Below are 20,625 nucleotides of genomic sequence, written 5' to 3' on the forward strand. Positions count from 1 at the left end.
ATTTGGATAACGCGAGGATCGCGATGGTTCCGCAAGCTCCGGCCGCGACCCGACCGCCGGATACCGAACAGAGGATCTTCGACGCCGCGCTGACGGTCTTCGCCCGCAAGGGGCGGGACGGCGCCCGATTGCAGGAGATCGCGGATCACGCGGGGATCAATCGCGCGCTGCTGCACTACTATTTCCGCACCAAGGAACAGCTCTACGAGGCCGTGTTCGAGCACGGGTGCCGGCAGTTCATGGCCGGGCTCAGCCAGTCGCTGCGGGCGGAAGAGGGGGTGGAGGACAGCCTGCGCGCGTTCGTGTACGGCTACATCGACTACATCTACGAGCACCAGGACATGGCCCGCCTCATGCTGAACGAATGCCTGTGCGGCGGCGGCGTCCTGGAGCGGCACCTGACGGCCGCGATCGAGGCGCGCGAAGAGGTCCCGGGGCTCCTGCTCGAGGATCGGCTGCGCGCGGCGATCGGCGCGGGCGAGATCCGGGAGATCGACCTCCGGCACACGCTGCTCACGATCGTGTCGGCCTGCCTGTTTCCGTTCGTCGCCCTCCCGACGGTGCGCCTCTTCCACTCCCGGGCCGTGGAGGACTTCGACCGCTTCCTGCAGGAACGGAAGGCGCACATCGTGGATCTCCTGCTGGCGGGTCTGCGGCCGACCGAAGGGGTCCGGGCGGAGGGAGTCGCGTGAGCGCCGGGACGGTGGGTGCCGGGGTCGGGGCGCGCGGTCTGTCGCGAGCCGGCGGCTTGCTTCTGCTCACGGCGATGGGCGCGTGTTCGTTCGCGCCGGGCCCCCGGCTCCCGGCCACGGTGGCCGAACTCCCCGCGGCGTACGATGCGGAAGCTCCCCCGGCCGAGGCGGCGCCCGAGCCCCGCGACTGGTGGCGCGCGTTCGACGACGCGACGCTCGACCGCCTGATCGAGACGGCGCTCGTCGCCAACCTCGACCTGCACGAAGCCGTCGCGCGACTCGAGGAACTGCGGCACCGGTACCGGATCGCGCGGGCGCCGCTCTTCCCGGCGCTGACGCTCGACGCGAACGGCAACCGGTCCAGCACCCCCGCCAACACGGGGCTGGGGTCGCAGTTCGGAGGCGACGATGGCGGCGAGAGCCCGATCCCGGGGCTCAGCTTCAATTTCCCCGACCGGTTCGAGTTCACGACGTACTCGGCCTCGCTCGGCTTCGCCTACGAACTCGATTTCTGGGGCCGGCTGCGCAACGAATCCGGGGCGGCGGTCCGCGACTTCCTGGCCTCCCGGGCGGACGCGGAGACCGTGCGGCTCACGGTCATCGCGTCCACGATCTCGACGTATCTCGAGGTCGTCTCCGCGCGGGCCCAGCTCGTGATCGCCGAGGACAACGTCGATTTGCTCCGGGAGCGCGCCGAACTCACCCGCGAGCGGTATCAGGCCGGCGTCACGAACACCTTCGAACTCTACGCGATCCGGCAGCAGTACCGGACCGCCGAGTCGAACCTGCCGGGCCTGCGCACGGCCGTGGACGATGCGGAAGGGCGCCTCGCCCTCCTCGTGGGACGGTACGCGGGGATGATCGAGGATCTTCTACCGCCGGTACTCGAGCCGGCGATCGATACGACCCCGATTCCCGGCGGGCTGCCGGTGTCGCTGCTCGAGGACCGGCCCGACGTCATGGCCGCGTTCGAGCGCGTCGAGGCGGCGCGCCGCAGGGTGGGGGCGCGCCGGGCGGAACTCCTCCCCACGATCTCCCTGAACGGAGCCGCGGGGCGCCAGGCGGGCGAACCCGCGGATCTGCGATTCATCGACCAGTGGTTCACGAACCTCATCGGCGGCCTCGTCGCGCCGATCTTCCAGGGCGGCCGCCTGCGCGCCAACGTCGGGGCGGCCTGGGCGCAGTACGACCAGGCGCTGATCGCCTACGCACGCACGGTGCTGGACGCCTACCGGGAGGTGCGGACGAGCCTGCGGCAGTTCGAGAACGAGCGGGAGCGGTACGCGCAGGTCATGGAGCAGGTGGCCGACGCCCGCGCCTCGCTGGAAAACCAGTTGGAGCGCTACCAGAGCGGCGTGGGGGACTACGTCGAGTACCTGGACGCGCGGGTCAACCTGAACGGCGCCGAAACCACCCGGGTGCTCGCCGAACGCGGCATCGGAGAGGCGCGGCTCGCCGTGCACCGCGCCCTGGGCGGCGCGTGGGTGGCGGAGGATGTCGAGACGAATGAAGACGCGGGGGGCGCGGCGTCGCTCCCCGATCGGAGATAGGGCGGAGCGATGGAAGACGGAACGCGGCAGATGCCGCACGAACCGGGAGACCACGAGGCGCCCGTCGCCCCGCCCGCGTTCATGAAGCGGCTGGTGCAGGGGGCAATCGTCATCGGCGTGGGCGTGTTCGGCTTCGCGCTGCTGTTCGGCATGCGCGCCGAACCGGCGGAAGTGGAGCCGCCGCGCGTGGTCCCCACGGTGAGCACGGTGCCCGCCCGCGTGACGCAGGGCGCGATCCAGGTGCGGGGCGGCGGCACGGTCCGCCCCAGCGCGGAGGTCACGATCGCATCCCAGGTCGGCGGGCGCGTCATCTGGACCTCGCCCGCGCTCGTAAGCGGCGGGCGCTTCGTCGAGAACGAGCCGCTCCTGCGGGTGGACCCGGCAGATTACGAGAACGCCGTCGAGGCCGCGGAGGCGGACGTCGCCCAGCGCGAGGTCGCTCTGCTGGAAGCCGAGGAGAACGCGCGTCTGGCGCTCGACGAATGGCGGCGGCTCGCCGCCCGCGAAGATCTCGACCCGACGCCGCCCAACGCGCTCGTCACGCGCCAGCCGCAACTCGACGCGGCCGCGGCGGCCCTCAGGAGCGCCCGCGCCAGGCTGGAAGATGCACGGCTGGCGCTGGAGCGGACCTGGATCCGGGCCCCGTTCAACGGGATCGTGCGCGAGGAGACGGTGGATCCCGGGCAGTTCGTCGCGGCCGGCCAGTCCGTCGGCCGCCTGTACGCGACGGACGCGGTGGAGATCGTCGTGCCGCTGAGCGACAACGAGGCGGCGCTGATCGAACGCCTGTGGAGCGCGCGCGCGGGCGATGCGGCAACCCGCATCCCGGTCGAGATCGTGTCCGAGTACGGCGGGGTCGAGTACGCGTGGTCGGGATACGTGGACCGGGCGGAGGCGGCGCTCGACGAGCAGACGCGAACGGTCGACGTCGTCGTCACCGTCCCCGAACCGTTCACGCCCCCCGAGGACGATCCCCGCCGCCCGCCGCTCCTGCTCGGCAGCTACGCGACGGTGGACATCGAAGGCACGAGCTTCGAGGAATACGCCGTCGTGCCGGCCGCCGCCGTCCGCGACGGCGATGTCCTGTGGACGGTGGCGGACGACACCCTGCTCGTCATGACCCCGGTCGAGCCGATCCAGGAAGTGGACGATGAAGCCGTGGTGCTCGGACCGATCCCGGACGGCACCCCGGTCATCGTCTCGATGCTCCTCTTCGTCACCGACGGCATGACGGTGCGCCCGGTCCAGTTGCTCGAGAGCGCCGAGCCGTGGCAATCGGGCGCCAACGGCGGCGAGCGGGAAGGAGACGGCTCATGAGGCGGGCGATCGGATGGATGGCCAAGCACGGAGTCGCCGCCAACCTGCTCATGGTGCTGATCATCCTGGCGGGCTTCGTGAGCCTCATCAGTTTGCCCCAGGAGACGTTCCCGGAGATCTCCCTCGACACGATTCAGGTGCAGGTCCAGTACCCCGGTGCGTCGCCCGACGAGGTCGAGCAGGCGATCGTGCGGCGGGTCGAGGAGCGGATCACCGGCATCCAGGGCGTCGACCGCGTGACGAGCGCCGCCTCGGAGAACGTCGGCATCGTGCTCGCCGAACTGTCGCTGGGCACAGACCAGTCGAAGACGCTGGACGAGGTCAAGTCCGCCATCGACCGGATCACGAGCTTTCCCGTCGATGCGGAGGAGCCGGAGGTGGTCGCGCTGACCGCGGAAGGCCGCGTCATGGAGATCGCGATCTTCGGCGACGTTCCCGAGCGGACCCTCAAGGAGATCGCGAACCGGGTCAAGGACGACCTCACCTCGCTGCCGACGATCTCCCTCGTCCGCGTGTCCGGCGTCCGGCAGTACGAGATCTCGATCGAAGTCTCGAAGGATGCCCTGCGCGCCCACGGCCTGACGCTCGACGAGGTGGCGGCGGCGGTGCGGCGCGGCAGCCTCGACCTTCCCGGCGGGAGCGTCGAGACCGACCGCGAGGAGATCCTCGTTCACATCCGCGGCCAGAACTACACGCGGGCGGACTTCGCGGACGTCGTCGTGCGGGCGAACGTCGACGGGTCGATGCTCCGCCTCTCAGACATCGCGGAGATCGAGGACGGTTTCGAGCACGTCGACCTCATCAACGCCTACAACGGGCAGCCGACGGCCTTCGTCCAGGTCCTGCGGACGGGGGATGAGCGCGTACTGGAGATCTCGGACGAGGTCGAGCGCTACCTGGAGGAGGAGTTGGCCATCTCTCTGCCGCGGGGCGTCGACTACAGCATCTGGCGCAGCGAAGCCTCATACCTGCAGAGCCGCATCGACCTCCTCATCAAGAACGGACGCCTGGGTCTGATCCTGGTGCTCATCGCGCTCGCCCTCTTCCTCGACCTGCGCCTCGCGTTCTGGACCGCCGTCGGGATCTTCCTCTCCTTCGCCGGCGTGTTCGCGGTGATGGCGTGGGTCGGGATCTCCATCAACATGATGACGCTGTTCGGCTTCATCCTCGCGATCGGGATCGTGGTGGACGACGCGATCGTGGTGGGGGAGAACATCTTCGCCGAACGCGAGAAGGGGGCGGCCGCGTTGCGCGCGGCGATCAAGGGCACGAGACGCGTCTCCGTGCCTGTGATCTTCGCCGTGCTCACGACCGTCGCGGCCTTCACCCCGCTCCTCTTCGTGCCGGGAAGCCTCGGGAAGTTCCTCTACGTGATCCCCGCGATCGTCATCTCTGTGCTGCTGCTGTCGCTCGTCGAGGTCCTGTTCATTCTCCCGTACCACCTCTCGCACCTCCCGGCGCCCGGCGCGAGCCGCGGGAAGGGAGGGTGGCTGGGGCCCGTCTACCGCCTGCAGGCGCTCGTCCAGACGAACCTGCAGCGCTTCATCGACGGTCCGCTGGAGCGCTCCGTGCGCTTCGCCGTGCGGCGGCCGGGGCTGACCGTGCTCGGAGCCGTCTCCTCCCTGATGATCGTGGGGGGGCTGGTGGCGGGACGCCATCTCCGATTCAGCCTTCTCCCGGTGATCGAGGGCGAGGAGGTCGTCGCCTATATCGAGATGGCGGACGGAACGACCAGCGAGCGCACCGCGGAAGTCGCCAGCTACGTGGAGGGCCAGGGATACGCGGCGATCGCGGAACTGGAAGCGCAGTTGCCGGAGGACGAGCCGCCCCTGGTCGAAGCGGTCTTCACGAGCGTCGGGCAGCGCCCCTCGCAGGCCGGAGGCCCCGGCATGAGCGCCGAGGCGAGCTTCATCCGGTCGAACATCGCCGAGGTGAGCCTGCGGCTGACCGACCCGGAGATCCGGGACCTGCCCGCCATCGAGGTGGAGCGGGCGTGGCGAGAGCGGGTCGGGCCGGTCGCGGGGGCCCGTGAACTCACGTTCAGCTCCATCCTCATCGATCTGGGGTCGCCGGTACAGGTGGAACTTTCCCATCCGGATACGGCGATGCTGAACGCGGCGGTGCCGGAGTTCACCGACCGCCTGGTGCGCATCGCGGGCGTGACGGAGGTCCGTGACGATCGGGGCCGGGGCAAGCGCGAACTGGAGCTGGAGCTCAAGCCCGCCGCCCGCACCCTGGGGATCACGCTCGACGACCTCGCGCGCCAGGTGCGCGGGGCGTTCTTCGGGAACGAGGTCTACCGCCTCCAGCGCGGCCGCGACGAGGTACGCGTCTACGTCCGGCTCCCGGAGTCGGAGCGGAACACGCTCGCCGACCTCCAGGACTACCGGATCCGCACGCCGACGGGCGGCGAGGCGCCGCTGTCGGAGGTCGCGGACGTGTCGTTCGGTATCGCCTCATCGACGATCAACCGGATCGACGGGCGCCGCATCGTGACGGTCACGGCGGACGTGGACGCCGCCGTGATCACGGGACAGGAAGTCAACACGGAGATCACCTCGGCGATCCTGCCGGAACTGCAGGCCCGATACCCGGGCCTTCGCTACGGGTTCGGCGGAGAACAGCGCCAGCAGACGCTCGCGTTCGAGGGGATCGCCCGCGGTTTCCTGCTCGCCCTGCTCGCGATCTACGCGCTCCTCGCCATCCCCTTCCGCTCGTACCTGCAGCCGCTCGTCGTCATGGCCTCGATCCCGCTGGGGCTCGTCGGCGCCGCGATCGGGCACCTGATCATGGGGCTCGACCTCGGCATGCTCTCCATGTTCGGGCTCGTGGGCCTGTCGGGCGTGGTCGTGAACGACTCGCTCGTGCTCATCGATTTCATCAACGAACGGCACCGAAGCGGGCTCCCCATGTCGGAGGCCATCGTGCAGGGGGCGAAGGTCCGCTTCCGCCCCATCATGCTGACCTCCGTGACCACCTTCCTCGGGGTGTCGCCGATCATCCTCGAGCGCAGCACGCAGGCGCAGTTCCTCTCGCCCATGGCGGTGAGCCTCGGGTTCGGGATCCTGTTCGCCACCTTCATTATCATGCTCGCCGTGCCGGCCCTGGCGATGATGAACTACACGTTCACGGTGCGGGCGAAGCGGACCTTCGTTCGCTGGCGGCGGAAGCCCCGGCTGGGCCTGGCTGCGGGAGGATTCGAGCGCTGAACGATCTCTCGGGCGCCTGGCCGGCGTCGCTGGAGTCCGAAGCCATCGAAATCCTCCGCGAGGGCGTGGCGGCGGCGTCCCGACCCGTGATGCTGTATTCGATCGGGAAGGACTCCTCGGTGCTCCTGCACCTCGCCCGGAAGGCCTTCTGGCCGGCAGCGCCGCCTTTCCCGCTGCTCCATATCGACACGACGTGGAAGTTCCGGGCGATGATCGCGTTCCGGGACCGGACGGCGGCGGAAGCGGGCGTGGAACTCCGGGTTCACACCAACGAGGAGGGGCTGCGCGAAGGCATCGATCCGTTCGACCATGGGTCGGAGCGCTACACCGATGTCATGAAGACGGCTGCCCTGCGGCAGGCGCTCGACGACGGCGGGTACGACATCATCTTCGTCGGCGCCCGGCGGGACGAGGAGAAGTCACGCGCCAAGGAACGCGTGTTCTCGTTGCGCGACGCGGCCCACCGGTGGGACCCGAAGACGCAGCGGCCGGAGCCGTGGAACCTGTACAACACGCGCCTGGGGCCCGGCGAATCCCTGCGCGTTTCTCCGCTCTCCAACTGGACGGAGGCGGACGTCTGGCGATACATCCGCGCGGAAGAGATCCCGGTCGTGCCGCTCTACTACGCTGCCGAACGTCCCGTCGTCGAGCGGGACGGACAATGGATCATGGTCGACGATGACCGCATGCCGCTGCTCCCGGGCGAGGAGCCCCGCAAGCGGCGCGTCCGCTTCCGGACGCTGGGCTGCTACCCGCTGACGGCCGCGGTGGAGAGCGACGCGGACACCCTCGACGCAATCATTGCCGAGACGCTCGCGACGGACGGCTCCGAACGCGAAGGGCGCCTCATCGACCATGACCGCGACGGCTCGATGGAACTCAAGAAGAAGCAGGGCTACTTCTGATGCCGCCGGTGATGCCGCCGACCCTTCGCTTCGTGCTCTGCGGCAGCGTCGACGACGGCAAGAGCACCGTCATCGGCCGGCTCCTGTACGACTGCCGGCGGGTCTTTTCGGACGAACTGAGGCGGACCGAACGGGATTCGGTTCGCTACGGCACGCAGGGGTCGGAAACCGATCTTGCCCTGCTGGTCGACGGACTGCGGGACGAGCGCGAACAGGGCATCACGATCGATGTCGCGTACCGCAGCTTCGAGACGCCGCGCCGCCGGTTCATCGTGGCCGACGCGCCCGGCCACGAGCAGTACACGCGCAACATGGCGACGGGCGCCTCGACGGCCGATCTGGCCGTTGTCCTGGTGGACGCCCGCAAGGGGGTGCTGCCCCAGACGGCGCGGCACGCGCGGATCGCGGCCATGTTCGGCGTCCGCCACGCGGTTCTCGCCGTGAACAAGATGGATCTCGTCGAGTGGGACCGGGACGTCTTCGAATCGATCCGGGCCTCCTTTGGGGGGATCGCCGACGAGATCGGTCTCGCCGCGGTCGAGGCGATTCCGGTCTCGGCGCTGACCGGGGCCAACCTCACCCGAAACGGCACGTCGGCGCCGTGGTACGACGGTCCGACGCTCCTCGCCCATCTCGAGACCGTGGTTGTCGAGGAAGCTCGCGGCGGCCAGCCCTTTCGGATGCCCGTCCAGTACGTGAATCGGCCCCACGCCGACTTTCGGGGATACTGCGGACGCGTGACCGCCGGCGCGGTGGCGGTCGGCGATGCCGTCGGCATCTCCCCCGCCGGGACCGAGAGCCGCGTGGCGTCGATCGTCGTCGGGGACGGAACCCGCGACCGAGCCACCCGGGGCGACTCCGTGACGTTGACCCTGGCTCCCGACGTCGATGTTACGCGGGGCGACGTCGTCGTGAGCGCCGACGAACCCCTCGAGGTGGCGGACCAGTTCCAGGCGCGCCTCGTCTGGATGCACGATGAGCCGCTCGCGGTGGGCCGCCCGTACACGCTGAAGCTCCACTCGCGGGAAGTGGGCGCCGCCGTCACCCGGATCCGGCACCGGCTGGACGTGTCCAACGGCAGCGAGCTGGCCGCCTCCGTTCTGCAGATGAACGACCTCGGCACGGTGAACCTCGCCACGAACCGTCCCGTCCCCTTCGCGCCGTTCGATGAGTCGCGCGCGCTGGGCGGCTTCATCCTGATCGATCGCGCCACGAACGCGACGGCCGCCGCCGGCACGATCGTCTTCCCGCTCATGCGGGCGGCGAACGTGAAGTGGCAGCACATCGACGTATCGAAGGACGTCCGCTCGCGGCTCAAACTCCAGCGCGCCCAGTGCGTGTGGCTGACCGGGATGTCCGCTTCGGGGAAGTCCACCATCGCCAACCTGCTCGACCGGCGTCTGACCACCGAGGGGCGGCATACGTATCTGCTGGACGGCGACAACGTGCGCCACGGCCTGTGCCGGGACCTCGGCTTCACCGAGGCCGACCGGGTGGAGAACATCCGGCGGGTGGCGGAGGTCGCCCGCCTCATGGTCGACGCGGGTCTGATCGTCATCGTCGCCTTCATCAGCCCGTTCCGGTCGGAACGAGACTACGCCCGCAGCCTGTTCGCCCCCGGCGACTTCGTCGAGGTCTTCGTGGACGCGTCGCTGGAGGCGTGCGCGGAGCGCGACCCGAAGGGCCTCTACGCCAAGGCGCTCAGGGGAGAGATCAGGAATTTCACGGGCGTCGACAGTCCCTACGAACCGCCTGAGCACGCCGACCTCCACCTGGACACCGAAAGACTTTCTCCCGAAGAATGTGTGGACCGGCTGACGGAGAAACTCGACCGCGAGTTCCCGGCTCCGCTTTCACCCGTGACGGAGGATCGCTGATGGCGAACGGACCCGGCTCGGACATCGCGAAGCTGCGGTTCGCGGCCGACGAACATCCGCCGCGCGCGGTGAGCCTTGTGATCGGCGCGCAGACAGCCATCCTCGTGTGCGTGCCCCTCGTGGTGGTCACGACGATTGTCGCGCGCGTGGCGGACCAGAGCGCCGACTACCTCCACTGGGCGATCTTCGCGAGCATGGTGATCGGCGGCCTGCTCACGATCGTCCAGGCGAAGCGCGTCGCCGGCATCGGCGGAGGAACGCTGACCGTCATGGGTGCTTCGGGGGCTTCGATCGGGGTCGGCGCGCTCGCGCTCGTCGCGGGCGGCCCGGCGCTGCTGGGGGTGCTGGTCCTCGCCGCGGGGCTGTGTCAACTCGCTCTGGCGGCCCGCCTGGCGCTGCTCCGGCGCATCATCACGCCGGTCGTCTCGGGCACGCTGACGGCGCTCGTGGCGGTGTCGATCATGCCGCTGGCGTTCGCCATGCTCACTCGGGTGCCGGAGAACGCTCCGCCGGCCGCGGCCCCGACCGTCGCCGCGGTCACGATGCTGTGTGTCGTAGGTCTCCTGCTCCGGGGCAAACGGTGGGTGCGCGCGTGGAACGCCGTCATCGGGATCGCCGCGGGCTGCGTAACCGCAGCCCTGTTCGGAATTCTCGACTTCGGACGCGTGGCGGAAGCCCGCTGGATCGGGATCCCCGCTCCCCCGGCATCCGGCCTGGATCTGAGCTTCGACGCGGGCTTCTGGCTGCTCCTGCCCGGGTTCCTCTTCGTGTCCTTCGTGATCACGATCCGGCAGGTGACCGACAACGTCCGCATGCAGCACCTCTCCCGGCGCGAGCCGCGGGCGGTCGATTTCCGCCGGGTCCAGGGATCCGTCGCCGCCTGCGGGGCGGGCACGCTCCTGTCGGGTTTCGCCGGCGTGCTCCCGCCGTGGCCGTATGTCGCCGGGATCGCCCTCGCGAGCGGCATCGGCGTCGCCGCCCGGAGGGTCGGCGTCGTCATCGGGGCCGGTTTCATCGCTCTCGCCTTCGTCCCGAAAATCACGGCCGTCATCCTGTCGATCCCGGCGCCGGTGCTCGGCGCCTACATCACCGTCGTCTTCGGCCTCATCTTCGTACAGGGCATGCGGATCCTCTTCCAGGAAGGGATCGACCGGCAGTACTCGCTGATCGCAGGTCTGGCGTTCTGGATCGGGGCGGGGATCCAGTTCCAGGCGATCTTCCCCGCCTACCTCGCCACGCCCATGGGCCGCATGCTGGCGAACGGCCTCACCGTGGGCGGGCTGTCCATCCTGCTGCTGAACCTGTTCCTGGACGTGACCGGACCCCGCCGCCACAGGAGCGAGCTGGCGCTGCGCCCGGAGAGCCTGCCGGAACTCGACCGGTTTCTCCGAGACTTCGCGGCCAGGTACAAGTGGAGCGGCAAGGCCACGGACCGCCTGCGGGCCGCGGCCGAAGAGGCGCTCCTGAGTCTCCTGCGCCAGGAAGAGGACGAACACGCCCCCGCCCCCGGTGAGCGCCGGCTGCGCGTCGTGGCCCGGAACCTCCGCTTCGGCGCCGGGCTGGAGTTCACCGCGGCGACGCACGAGGGCAACCTCGAGAACCAGATGGCCCTGCTCGGAGATCGCCCCGACCCGACGAGCGAGCGGGATTTGTCGCTGGCGCTGCTGCGGCATCACGCCTCTTCCGTCAAGCATCACCAGTACCACAACGCCGATGTGTTGACGGTGCACGTGAACCGCGCATGGACCGCGGGCAGGGGTGACGTGAGCGAGGTTGACTAAATCCGCCCGCGGCCATTCATTCTGTGGCAAGGAGAACAGCTACCCTCAGCAACCCATTCCACGAGGATCAAGCGGATGAGCGAGCCACGCGAAGCCCCTGCCATGAGGAACGCGGTCGATTTCGCCGTCGTCGGAGACAACATCCTGGACATCGCCGACTTCGCGATCGAGAAGTACGAGTTCACGAGCGGGACGACGCTGTCGGAGGAGGTGCGGGAGGAAGCGGTGGAGCGGGTCCGCGACGCGCTGTGGGAGATGGTGAAGGCGTTCCGGAATCGGCGGAAGGAATGGCGCCGGAAGCTGTTCGACGCCGCCGACTAGGTGGTGCGGGACGCGGTCAAAGACTCCTGATTCGCATGGGATGACCCGCGCATCGCGCGAGCCCGTGGGTTCACATGCCTAATGCGCTGCTGCTCCATCCCAGGCACCCGCCGACATACTGGGGTCACAACTACGCCCTGGAGATCCTGGGCATCCGGGCGGCCTTTCCTCCTCTCGGCCTGCTCACCGTCGCCGCGATGTTCCCGCCGCGGTACAACCTGCGCGTGGTCGACCTCAACGTGACGGCGCTGGAAAACGCCGACCTGGAGTGGGCGGATCTGGCCTTCACATCGAGCATGATCCCGCAACGTCCCTCGCTGGAGCGGGTCGTGGAGCGTTGCAACCGTGCGCAGGTTCCCGTCATCGCCGGCGGGCCGCATCCCACCACGTTTCACGAGGAGATGGAAGGCGTCGACCATTTCGTGCTCGATGAGGTGGAGGAGACGTTTCCGGGCTTCCTTCGCGACCTGGAGAATGGCGCCGCAAAGGCCATCTATCGCGCCCCGAGGAAGCCGGCTGTGACCCTCGCTCCGCTTCCCCGTTTCGACCTCATCGACATGAACGACTATTACTCGATGTGTCTGCAGTTCTCGCGCGGATGCCCCTTCGATTGCGAGTTCTGCGACATCACGAAGCTGTACGGCCGTGTGTCCCGCACGAAATCGCCTGAACAGATGGTGGCCGAGTTCGACCATCTGTATGAACTGGGATGGCGCGGGCCTCTCTTTCTCGTCGACGACAACTTCATCGGCAACAAGCGCGAAGCCCTGAGGCTCCTCCCCGCGATCGCGGAATGGCAAAAGGACCGCAACCACCCCTATTCCCTGTTCACGGAGGCGACGGTCAATCTCGTCCGGATGGACGACTTGATGGATCTCATGATCGAGGCCGGATTCGACGCCGTCTTCCTGGGTATCGAGACGCCCAACCCGAAGGCTCTCAAGAAGATGAAGAAGCCGCAGAACATCGACATGCGCGATGACAACTACCTGTTCAAGGCGGTGCGCAGCATTCAGGGGAAGGGCATGCAGGTGCTGGGCGGCTTCATCCTCGGCCTCGACGAAGATGATGAAAACGCGTTCGATGCCCAGATCGATTTCATTCAGGAAGCCGGGATTCCGATGGCGCTGATCGGGTTGCTGACCGCACTCAAGGGCACAGACCTCTGGGCCCGGCTGGAGCGCGAGAATCGATTGCTGGACAAACCGGTCGAAATCGACGACACCTCCCTGAACTTCAAGCCGCAGATGGATCCCGGGACGCTGGTGGAAGGGTATCTCCGAGTCATCGGGACCATCTACGATTCGACGCTGGAGAACTACTTCGACCGCTGCCTCACTCTGCTGGACCACCTCGGTCCCGTACCGCACCTCCACAAACCGGTGAGCGCGCACGTCCTCTATGCGGGCATCATGGGAATCCGCCGGCGCCTCACGCCGGAACAACTCCCGCCGTTTTCGCGCTACATCGCCAAAGTCTCCAAGGACCACCCTCAGTTTCTGCCGCTGGCCATCAGTCTGGCCGCCACGGGCCATCACTGCGAGAAATTCACGCGTCAGCAGACCGTTCTCCGAGGCTTCAAGGAGTACCTGAAGTCCGAGTTGGCATCGTTCCATGAAGCCGGATCGGACGCCGGTTCGGCCTCGGGCTCGGAGGACGACTACAGACGGGAGGCCCTGCAACGCGCGGAGGCGCGCCGGAATGCCATCCCCCGTGAATTCCGGTTTGCCGGAGACGGCATCCGCGAGGCTCTGGCGGCCTTCGAGCTTGCGTTGAGTTCGGGGCCGCGACCCCCCGCACCGGAGGACGCCGGGCTGCCCGTCCTGGGAGCCACGGGGCGCGCCAGCCGAGCGGAGGCCATGTGACTTCCATCGCAGGGACATCCGGCGATGCCATCGCCATCGTCGGCTATGCCTACCGGATGCCGGGCGGCATCCGCACGGACGACGACTTCTGGCGGCTCCTCAGCGAACGCCGGGTCGTCCAGGAGCCCGTCACCGAGCGCTACGGCCGCGGCTACCAGCCGATCGGCCGGTTCTCGGGCCCGGGTCGTTTCGGCAGTCCGTACGAAGGGCTGCTCCGGGACGAACTGGAGCAGCGGATGGATCCGGGCCTGTTCGGGGTCTCCCACCATGAAATGTCCTACATGGATCCGCAGATCCGGATGCTGCTGGGCTGCGCGTGGGAGAGCTGCGAACACGCCGGCTGGAGCCTGAACGCCCTCCGCAACAGCCGCACGGGCGTCTTCATCGGAGCCCAGGTCGCCTCCACCGCGAACTGGCGAGCCCTGTTCGGGACCAACGAGTTCTCCATTCTGAGCATCGACGCCTCGATGCTGGCGAACCGGATCTCCTACCATCTCAACCTCATGGGGCCGTCGATCGCGACCTCCACCGCCTGCTCGGCGTCGCTGACCGCGCTTCACACGGCGGTGAACGCGATGCGTCAGGGCGATTGCGAGCAGGCTCTGGTGGGCGCCGCCACCTACCTGGGGTCCGCCCGCTGCAGCGCCTCCTTCAACGCGCTCGGCGTCATCAGTCCCGACGGCAGGTGTCATTCCTTCGACGCGGACGCCAACGGCTACATGCGGTCCGAAGGTGCGTTCGTGTTCGCCGTCAAGCCGCTGGAGGCGGCCGAGCGGGACGGAGACCACATCTTCGCGGCGATCGAAGCCACGGCGGTCAACACGGCCGGGACGGCCGATGACGCCGCCGGACTCGCTCAAGGGCGCTACATCACGGCGCCGACGCGCCATTCACAGGTCGAACTGATGCGCGAGGCCTGCGGGCGTGCGGGACTGCGGCCGGAGGACTTCGACTACGTGGAAGCGCACGCGACCGGCACGGTCGTGGGCGACCGCATCGAAGGAAACGCCATTGCCGAGGCGTTCGGCGGCGTCGAGCGCGAGGTCCCGCTCCGGGTGGCCAGCGTGAAGAGCAACGTGGGGCACCTCGAGGCGGCGGCGTTCAGTTGTGCACTGCTGAAGGTCATCCTCATGATGCGGCGGCGGACGTTCGCCCCCATCTCGAAGAACTACCTGGTTCCGAATCCGGAGATCGATTTCGACCGCGGTCCGCTGGAGGTGCAGACCGCCTGCGAGCCGTTCCCCGACCGCCCGGTCGTGGTCGGGATCAACTCCTTCGGGTTCGGCGGTGCGAACGGACACTGCGTCGTGCGGGAGTACCGGCCGGACCCATCCAGGGCGTGGTCGGTGCCGCTTGCGTCCGGCGCCGGCTACATGATCCCTCTCTCGGCGCGGACGCCGAAGGCCCTGGAGGAGAGCGCGCGAAGCCTGCGGGCGTTTCTCGACGGGCGGGAGACCGATCTCTACACCCTGGCCGGAAACCTGAGCCGGCGCCGCTCCCGGTTCCCCGTGCGTACGGCGTTCGTCGTCCGCAACGGCCCGGAGCTGGTCGAGGCACTGGACGCCTTCGCGGAAGACCCTTCCCCGGTCTCCACGGTGGAAGCGGGCGACCTCCGGGTGGCCATGGTGTTCTCGGGGCAGGGCACGCAGTGGGCAGGGTGCGGGCGCGACCTCTACGACGCGGACCCCGTCTTCCGGCGGGTTGTCGACGCCATCGAGGAGGAGTGGCGGAAGCACTCGGACGTGTCGCTGCGCGACGCCTGTTTCTCGGCGAGCCAGGAGGAGCTGAACGAGGTTCAGCTCGCCCAGCCGGCCATCTTCATGATCCAGTGCGCCCTGGTGGAGCTGCTGGCGACATGGGGTGTCCATCCGGACTGCGTCGTCGGACACAGCTCGGGCGAGGTCGCCGCGGCGTACGCGAGCGGGGCGCTTTCCCTCGCCGAGGCGACGCGGCTCGTCTACCACCGCGCCACGCTGCAGCAGCGGGTGGCCGGCTCCGGCAGGATGCTGGCGGTCGGCCTCGACCGGCCGGGCGTGGAGGACCTGCTGGAAAACCACCGGCCCCCCGAGGTGGAGATCGCCTGCGAGAACTCGCCCGCCAACACCGTCATCTGCGGAAAGGAAGCGGCGCTGCGGCCCGTGATGACCGAACTCGACCGGCGCGGCCTGCAGAACCGGCTGATCCCCGGGAACATCGCATTCCATTCCACCGCCATGGATCCGCTGCGGGACGACGCGCTGCAGGCGCTCGCCTTCCTGAACGAATGCGTCTTCGACGGCGACGTGCCCATGGTGTCCTCCGTCACCGGGGAGACCGTGGAGCGCCTGGACAACGCCTACTGGTGGTCCAACATCCGGAACCCCGTCCTCTTCGGCGCCGCGATGGACACCGTGAGGCGGGAATGCCGGCCCGACGTGGTCCTGGAGATCGCCCCGCACGGCGCACTGCAGCCCCTGATCCGGCAGTGCCTGGAAGCGGCCGGCCCGCCCGCCGTCTGTCTCCCCACCCTGATGAAGGATGAGGATGCGTCACTCGGCTTTCAGGAGGCCCTGGGGAACCTCTACCGGGCCGGCGTCACGCTGGATTTCGCCTCGCAGTATCCCCGTCCGGAACCCATCGCTCATCTTCTTCCCGGCCATCCCAGGGAAGAGACCACGACCAGCGATGACCTGGTCGACGACGAGATGTTCGTCCAGCGCGGCGAGTACTCCCACGGCCCGTTCGTCGGACACCGCGTGGCCTGCGACCACATCCTGTTCGAGGCGCGGCTCTCCGAGAAGGATTTCCCCTGGCTGACCGACCACCGCGTCCACCGGGCCCCGATCATTCCGGCCGCCGGATACATCGAGCTCCTGCTGCAGGCGTTCTCCGGGGATCCCATCAATATCGAGGAGATCGAGTTCCTGCAGCACACGCCGGTGAGCCCGACGCCGGTGCGGCTGCAGACGGCCCTGTTCGCCGTGCCCGACGCTCCCGGCCAGTTCACGTTCACCATCTCCACCCGATCCTTCGAGGACGATGAGGCGGGGACGCTGCACTGCCGCGGAAGGGTGCGGCGCGTGGATGAGGACCATGCCGTCGACGCGTTCACGACGCTGGGCGACGTCCTCGCTTCCGATTTCGATCCCTCCCCCCTCGCGACGGGAGAGGAGTTCTACGACCAGATTGAAGCGGTCGTCGGGGACGCGTTCGAGTTCGGCCCCGAGTTCCGCAGCGTCCAGCGGATCGAGATGGATTCGGGTTCGACGGACATGCTGTTCGAAATCGAGGTCGACGAGGAACTGTGGGCGTCCGGCCACGAGGAGGGATATCTCCTCTATCCCCCGCTCACCGACGGCGGACTGCAGATCTTTCTGCGCTATCTGATGCGCCTGCCCGACTTCTTCTCCATGCCGCAGCGGGCGTGCGACATCACGTTCCTGCGCCCCCCGACGGGGCCGCGCATCACCTGTTTTCTCGTCGACACGGGCGACTGGTTCGACGTGGACGAACGGGGCCAGTACAACAAGCCCCTCGGCGAACTGTACATCGGGCGGCTCAGCCTCTACGACACCGATACGGGGCAGTTGCTCGCGCACATCGGAGAGTATCACTCCTTCAACAGCAATCCGCGCTGGAGCGACGTCCCGGACAGCAAGCACCTCATCCGCTGGCAACCGAAGCTCGTGCCTCCGGGGCCCCGGATCGGAGACGCGATCCGGGACGGAGACATCGATCCCGCCGCCCTCATCGCCGCCCTCGAACAGGGCGCGGCAGGCCACCCGTACGCCTGTCACGTCATCGAGATGGCCGGCCGCCGGGAGGCGGAGCGGACCCTGCTCAACCGATGCCTGGAGCATCTCTCGGGCCCCGAGGCGCAGAGCGAGTACTGGCTGCTCGGGGACGACGAAGAGTCCACGCACGCACTCTACGAAGCCTTCAATCACCGCGATGCCGCGATTCGCTTCGCCTCGCTGAACGCCACGGCGGAGGGCGCCTTCGAGACGGAGATGGCGACGGGTCTGCTTCGACCTGCGGCGGCCGAAGTCGTCCTGCTGCACCGCGACCCGGGCGAAGATGGAGCAGCCGGGGATCGCTGGGGCGAAGCGTGGGCGATCCTCGAGCGGCTGGCCGTGCCCGGGGGGCTCGCGCTCGTCTCGCATGACGAGGGCGACATCGTCGAACCCGCGCACGGCTGGAGCACGCTTCACGCCGGCCGCCGCACCACGCTCCTGCAGGCTGCACAGGAGGATCCCGCGCCGACCGGCGCGACCGCGGCTTCGGCCGGCGCCGCCGGTCCGCGCTGGGTGATCGGCGAACCCGGCAGCCCGGCCGCCGAGTGGATCGAACGACTCGAGTCGGATCAAGCGTATCGCGTCCCCTGGAGCGCCCTCGAGAGCGGAGATTTCGCAGCGCTGGAGGAGTGGCCGTGGGGCGCGGACCTCGAGGCGATCGATTTCTTCGTCGGGGCGGACCCCGACGATCCGACGGGCGAACGGGCAGTGTGGGGTCTTGTCGCCTTCCTCCAGGCCCTCGCGCCCTTCCGGCTGGAGAGCGCGACCCGGAGTTGCCGCCTGAACATCGTGACGCAGGGTGCCGTTTGCGGCGTGGAAGAGCCGCGCGGAAGCGCCCTGTGGGGAGCCGTGCGCAGCCTGGCGCTCGAGCTTCTCGCCGAGGACACGAAGATCGACTTCCGTCTCGTGGATCTGGGCGCCGCGGGCGACCTCGAGGCGCTGGCCCGACTCGACGCGTGCGACCCGCGCGAGCGGGAGCTGGCTGTCAGGGACGGACGCCTGTGGGTGCCGCGCGTCGTGAGCGTTCGGGATCGGTGGCCGCTCGTGCCGGCGGACGCGGATCCCCCGTACCGGCTCCGTCTCGACAATCCCGGCCAGGTGAGCGGCCTTCAGACGGCGACCACGGCCTTGCCCCCGCTCGGACCCTCCGACGTCGAGATCGAGATGGCCGCGGCGGCACTGAACTTTCGGGATGTCATGGTGACGCTGGGGCTCCTGCCCGCGCTGGCCTACGAGCGCTCGGCGCTGGGCCGCGAGGTCGGCATCGAGGGGAGCGGTGTCGTACGCCGCGCCGGCCCGGACGTGAAACGTCTGAGCCCCGGGGACGAGGTGGCCGTCACGACGGGCGGCTGCATCGCCAACCGAATCGTCGTGAACGAGCACCTCGCCTTCCTCAAGCCGCCCGGGCTGAGCATGGAGGAGGCTGCCGCATCCCTCTCCGTGACCGTGACCGCGTACTACGCGCTCATCCACCTGGCCCGTCTCGGGGAGGGACAGCGGGTCCTCATCCACTCCGCGATGGGCGGCGTCGGGCAGGCGGCGATCGCGCTGGCCCACCACGTCGGGGCGGAGGTCTATGCGACCGCCGGCAACCCGAGCAAGCGCGAGCAACTGCTCGAGATGGGTGTGCGCGGGGCGTTCGATTCGCACAGCCACGACTGGTACGACGACCTGATGGAGGCGACGGGGGGCGAAGGCGTCGACGTCGTGCTGAATTCGCTCGCGGGCCACCACATTGCCCTCTGCCTCGAGGCCCTGAGGCCCTCCGGGTGGCACTGCGAGATCGGGAAGGTCGACATCTTCACGGACAACTCGCTCGGCATGCGGGTCTTCCGCAAGAATCTCCGCTTCGCCGCGATCGACGTCGACCGGCTGATGCTCGACGATCCGGTGCTGTCGCACATGCTCTCGCAGGCCTGTCTGGACCGGATGAACGAGGGCGCGGTGCCGCCACCCCGACTCACCGCCTACGAGTACGGCGACTACGCCAGCGCGCTCCGCCTGATGACGACGGGCCGGCACGAGGGGAAGCTGGTCCTGAAGGCGCCGTCCGACCCGGCGAAGCGGGGGTTCGCGATCGCGGACACGCGCCCCTTCCTCGACCCGGAGGCCACGTATCTGGTCACGGGCGGTCTGGGCGGTTTCGGGCTGCGCCTGGTGCCCTACCTGGTCGCGGCGGGGGCCCGGCACGTCACGCTGATGGACCGTGACCCGGAGCGTCAACGGAGCGTCGAGTGGCTCCGCAAGACGACCACGCTGTCGAAGATGGCCGGCGACTACGAGATCGAGATCGTTTCGGGCGACGTGCGCGAGGCGGAGGACGTGCGCCGCTGCATCGCCGAGCTGCAGCGGCCGCTCAAGGGCGTTTTCCACCTCGCCGGAACGCTGGAGGACCGTTCGTTCCTCGACACTTCCGCCGATTCCCTGGAAAACGTGTTCGCGCCCAAGGCGCGCGGCGCTTTGAACCCTGCACGATGCCACGACCGACTGCGCCCTCGACTACTTCGTCCTCTTCTCCTCCATCGCTTCGACGTTCGGGAACGTGGGGCAGGTCAACTACAGCAGCGCGAGCGCCTTTCTGGACGGGCTGGCGGCCTGGCGTCGCCGGCAGGGGCTGCCGGGGTTTTCGTACAACCTCGGCCCCGTCACCGAGGTCGGGATGGCGGCGCGCAGCCTCCACGTGATGCGGATGATGCGCGCGGCGGGAATGACCACCGTGAGCGCGAATTTCGCGATCGCCAATCTCGACTACGCCCTGCGCACGATGGCGCCCGGCACGACGGAGCGGGGCACGACCGACCATGACCACCTGGTCACCGCGCTGTTCTCCAACCCGGCGTGGACCGTCGATTCCCCGGACTACATGCGCAACGGACGGTTGCTCAACAATCAGGCGGCGTTCGAGGTGAACGTGGGCGGCGAACTGACCCTGGAGAGCGTCGTCACGCAGATCTCCGCCAAGGTGGCCGAACTCTGCGGCCACGAAGAGGGCGATGTCGCCGAGCCGCTGTCGAGCTTCGGGCTGACGTCGATTTCGGTCGCGGAACTCGGCGCCTTCATCCAGGCGCAGTTCAACCGGCAGGTGAGCGCCCTCGAACTGATGACGACCGCCTCCGCCCAGTCACTGGCGGAGATGATCGTGCACGGAGCCGAGTCGGACGGGGAAGGTGAGACCGTGGCCGAAACCGATGGGTCGGCGGATGTCTCACCACAACCCGTACACCGGGTGCGCACGCGGCGTTCGCCCTTCGCGAACAGGTTGGAGGACCACTTCCCGATCCAGGCATGACCCGGTCCACGGCGACAACGGCGTCCCGCCGCTCGGCCCCGCCACT

Annotated in this window: 11 protein-coding genes; all 11 read left to right on the forward strand. The window is 68.6% G+C overall.

Going from position 1 to position 20,625, the window contains the following annotated elements:
• Positions 1-23: 23 nt before the first annotated feature.
• The 11 genes from RN901_RS04245 to RN901_RS04295 all read left to right on the forward strand — a co-directional run bounded on the left by RN901_RS04245 (position 24) and on the right by RN901_RS04295 (position 20,579).
• Positions 24-692, forward strand: coding sequence for a TetR/AcrR family transcriptional regulator (locus RN901_RS04245; RefSeq protein WP_310756290.1), 669 nt, complete (start codon positions 24-26; stop codon positions 690-692).
• Complete coding sequence (locus tag RN901_RS04250; RefSeq protein WP_310756292.1) at positions 689-2,242, forward strand: TolC family protein; 1,554 nt, start codon at positions 689-691, stop codon at positions 2,240-2,242. Before RN901_RS04245 ends, RN901_RS04250 begins: the two co-directional genes overlap by 4 nt.
• A gap of 9 nt (positions 2,243-2,251) precedes the next feature.
• Positions 2,252-3,559 carry an efflux RND transporter periplasmic adaptor subunit gene (locus tag RN901_RS04255; protein WP_310756294.1) on the forward strand — a complete coding sequence of 436 codons (1,308 nt, stop codon included), beginning with the start codon at positions 2,252-2,254 and terminating at the stop codon, positions 3,557-3,559.
• Entirely contained in the window at positions 3,556-6,768 is a 3,213-nt protein-coding gene (locus RN901_RS04260; protein ID WP_310756296.1) for an efflux RND transporter permease subunit, read from the forward strand. Before RN901_RS04255 ends, RN901_RS04260 begins: the two co-directional genes overlap by 4 nt.
• Complete coding sequence (cysD, locus tag RN901_RS04265; RefSeq protein ID WP_310756909.1) at positions 6,765-7,673, forward strand: sulfate adenylyltransferase subunit CysD; 909 nt, start codon at positions 6,765-6,767, stop codon at positions 7,671-7,673. The genes RN901_RS04260 and cysD overlap by 4 nt, the downstream gene beginning before the upstream one ends.
• A gap of 11 nt (positions 7,674-7,684) precedes the next feature.
• Positions 7,685-9,550 (forward strand): adenylyl-sulfate kinase, encoded by a 1,866-nt coding sequence (gene cysC, locus RN901_RS04270; RefSeq protein ID WP_310756298.1) that lies wholly within the window; start codon positions 7,685-7,687, stop codon positions 9,548-9,550.
• A complete protein-coding gene (locus tag RN901_RS04275) occupies positions 9,550-11,331 on the forward strand; it encodes a solute carrier family 23 protein (protein ID WP_310756300.1) in 1,782 nt (593 codons plus the stop codon). Before cysC ends, RN901_RS04275 begins: the two co-directional genes overlap by 1 nt.
• 75 nt (positions 11,332-11,406) lie before the next feature.
• Complete coding sequence (locus RN901_RS04280; RefSeq protein ID WP_310756302.1) at positions 11,407-11,652, forward strand: hypothetical protein; 246 nt, start codon at positions 11,407-11,409, stop codon at positions 11,650-11,652.
• A gap of 74 nt (positions 11,653-11,726) precedes the next feature.
• Positions 11,727-13,517 carry a B12-binding domain-containing radical SAM protein gene (locus tag RN901_RS04285; protein ID WP_310756304.1) on the forward strand — a complete coding sequence of 597 codons (1,791 nt, stop codon included), beginning with the start codon at positions 11,727-11,729 and terminating at the stop codon, positions 13,515-13,517.
• Positions 13,514-20,095, forward strand: a complete 6,582-nt coding sequence (locus RN901_RS04290) for a polyketide synthase (protein WP_310756307.1) — start codon at positions 13,514-13,516, stop codon at positions 20,093-20,095. The genes RN901_RS04285 and RN901_RS04290 overlap by 4 nt, the downstream gene beginning before the upstream one ends.
• Positions 20,007-20,579, forward strand: a complete 573-nt coding sequence (locus RN901_RS04295; protein ID WP_310756310.1) for an acyl carrier protein — start codon at positions 20,007-20,009, stop codon at positions 20,577-20,579. Before RN901_RS04290 ends, RN901_RS04295 begins: the two co-directional genes overlap by 89 nt.
• The last annotated feature ends 46 nt before the right edge of the window (positions 20,580-20,625 follow it).

Source organism: Candidatus Palauibacter soopunensis (assembly GCF_947581735.1).
Lineage (GTDB): Bacteria > Gemmatimonadota > Gemmatimonadetes > Palauibacterales > Palauibacteraceae > Palauibacter > Palauibacter soopunensis.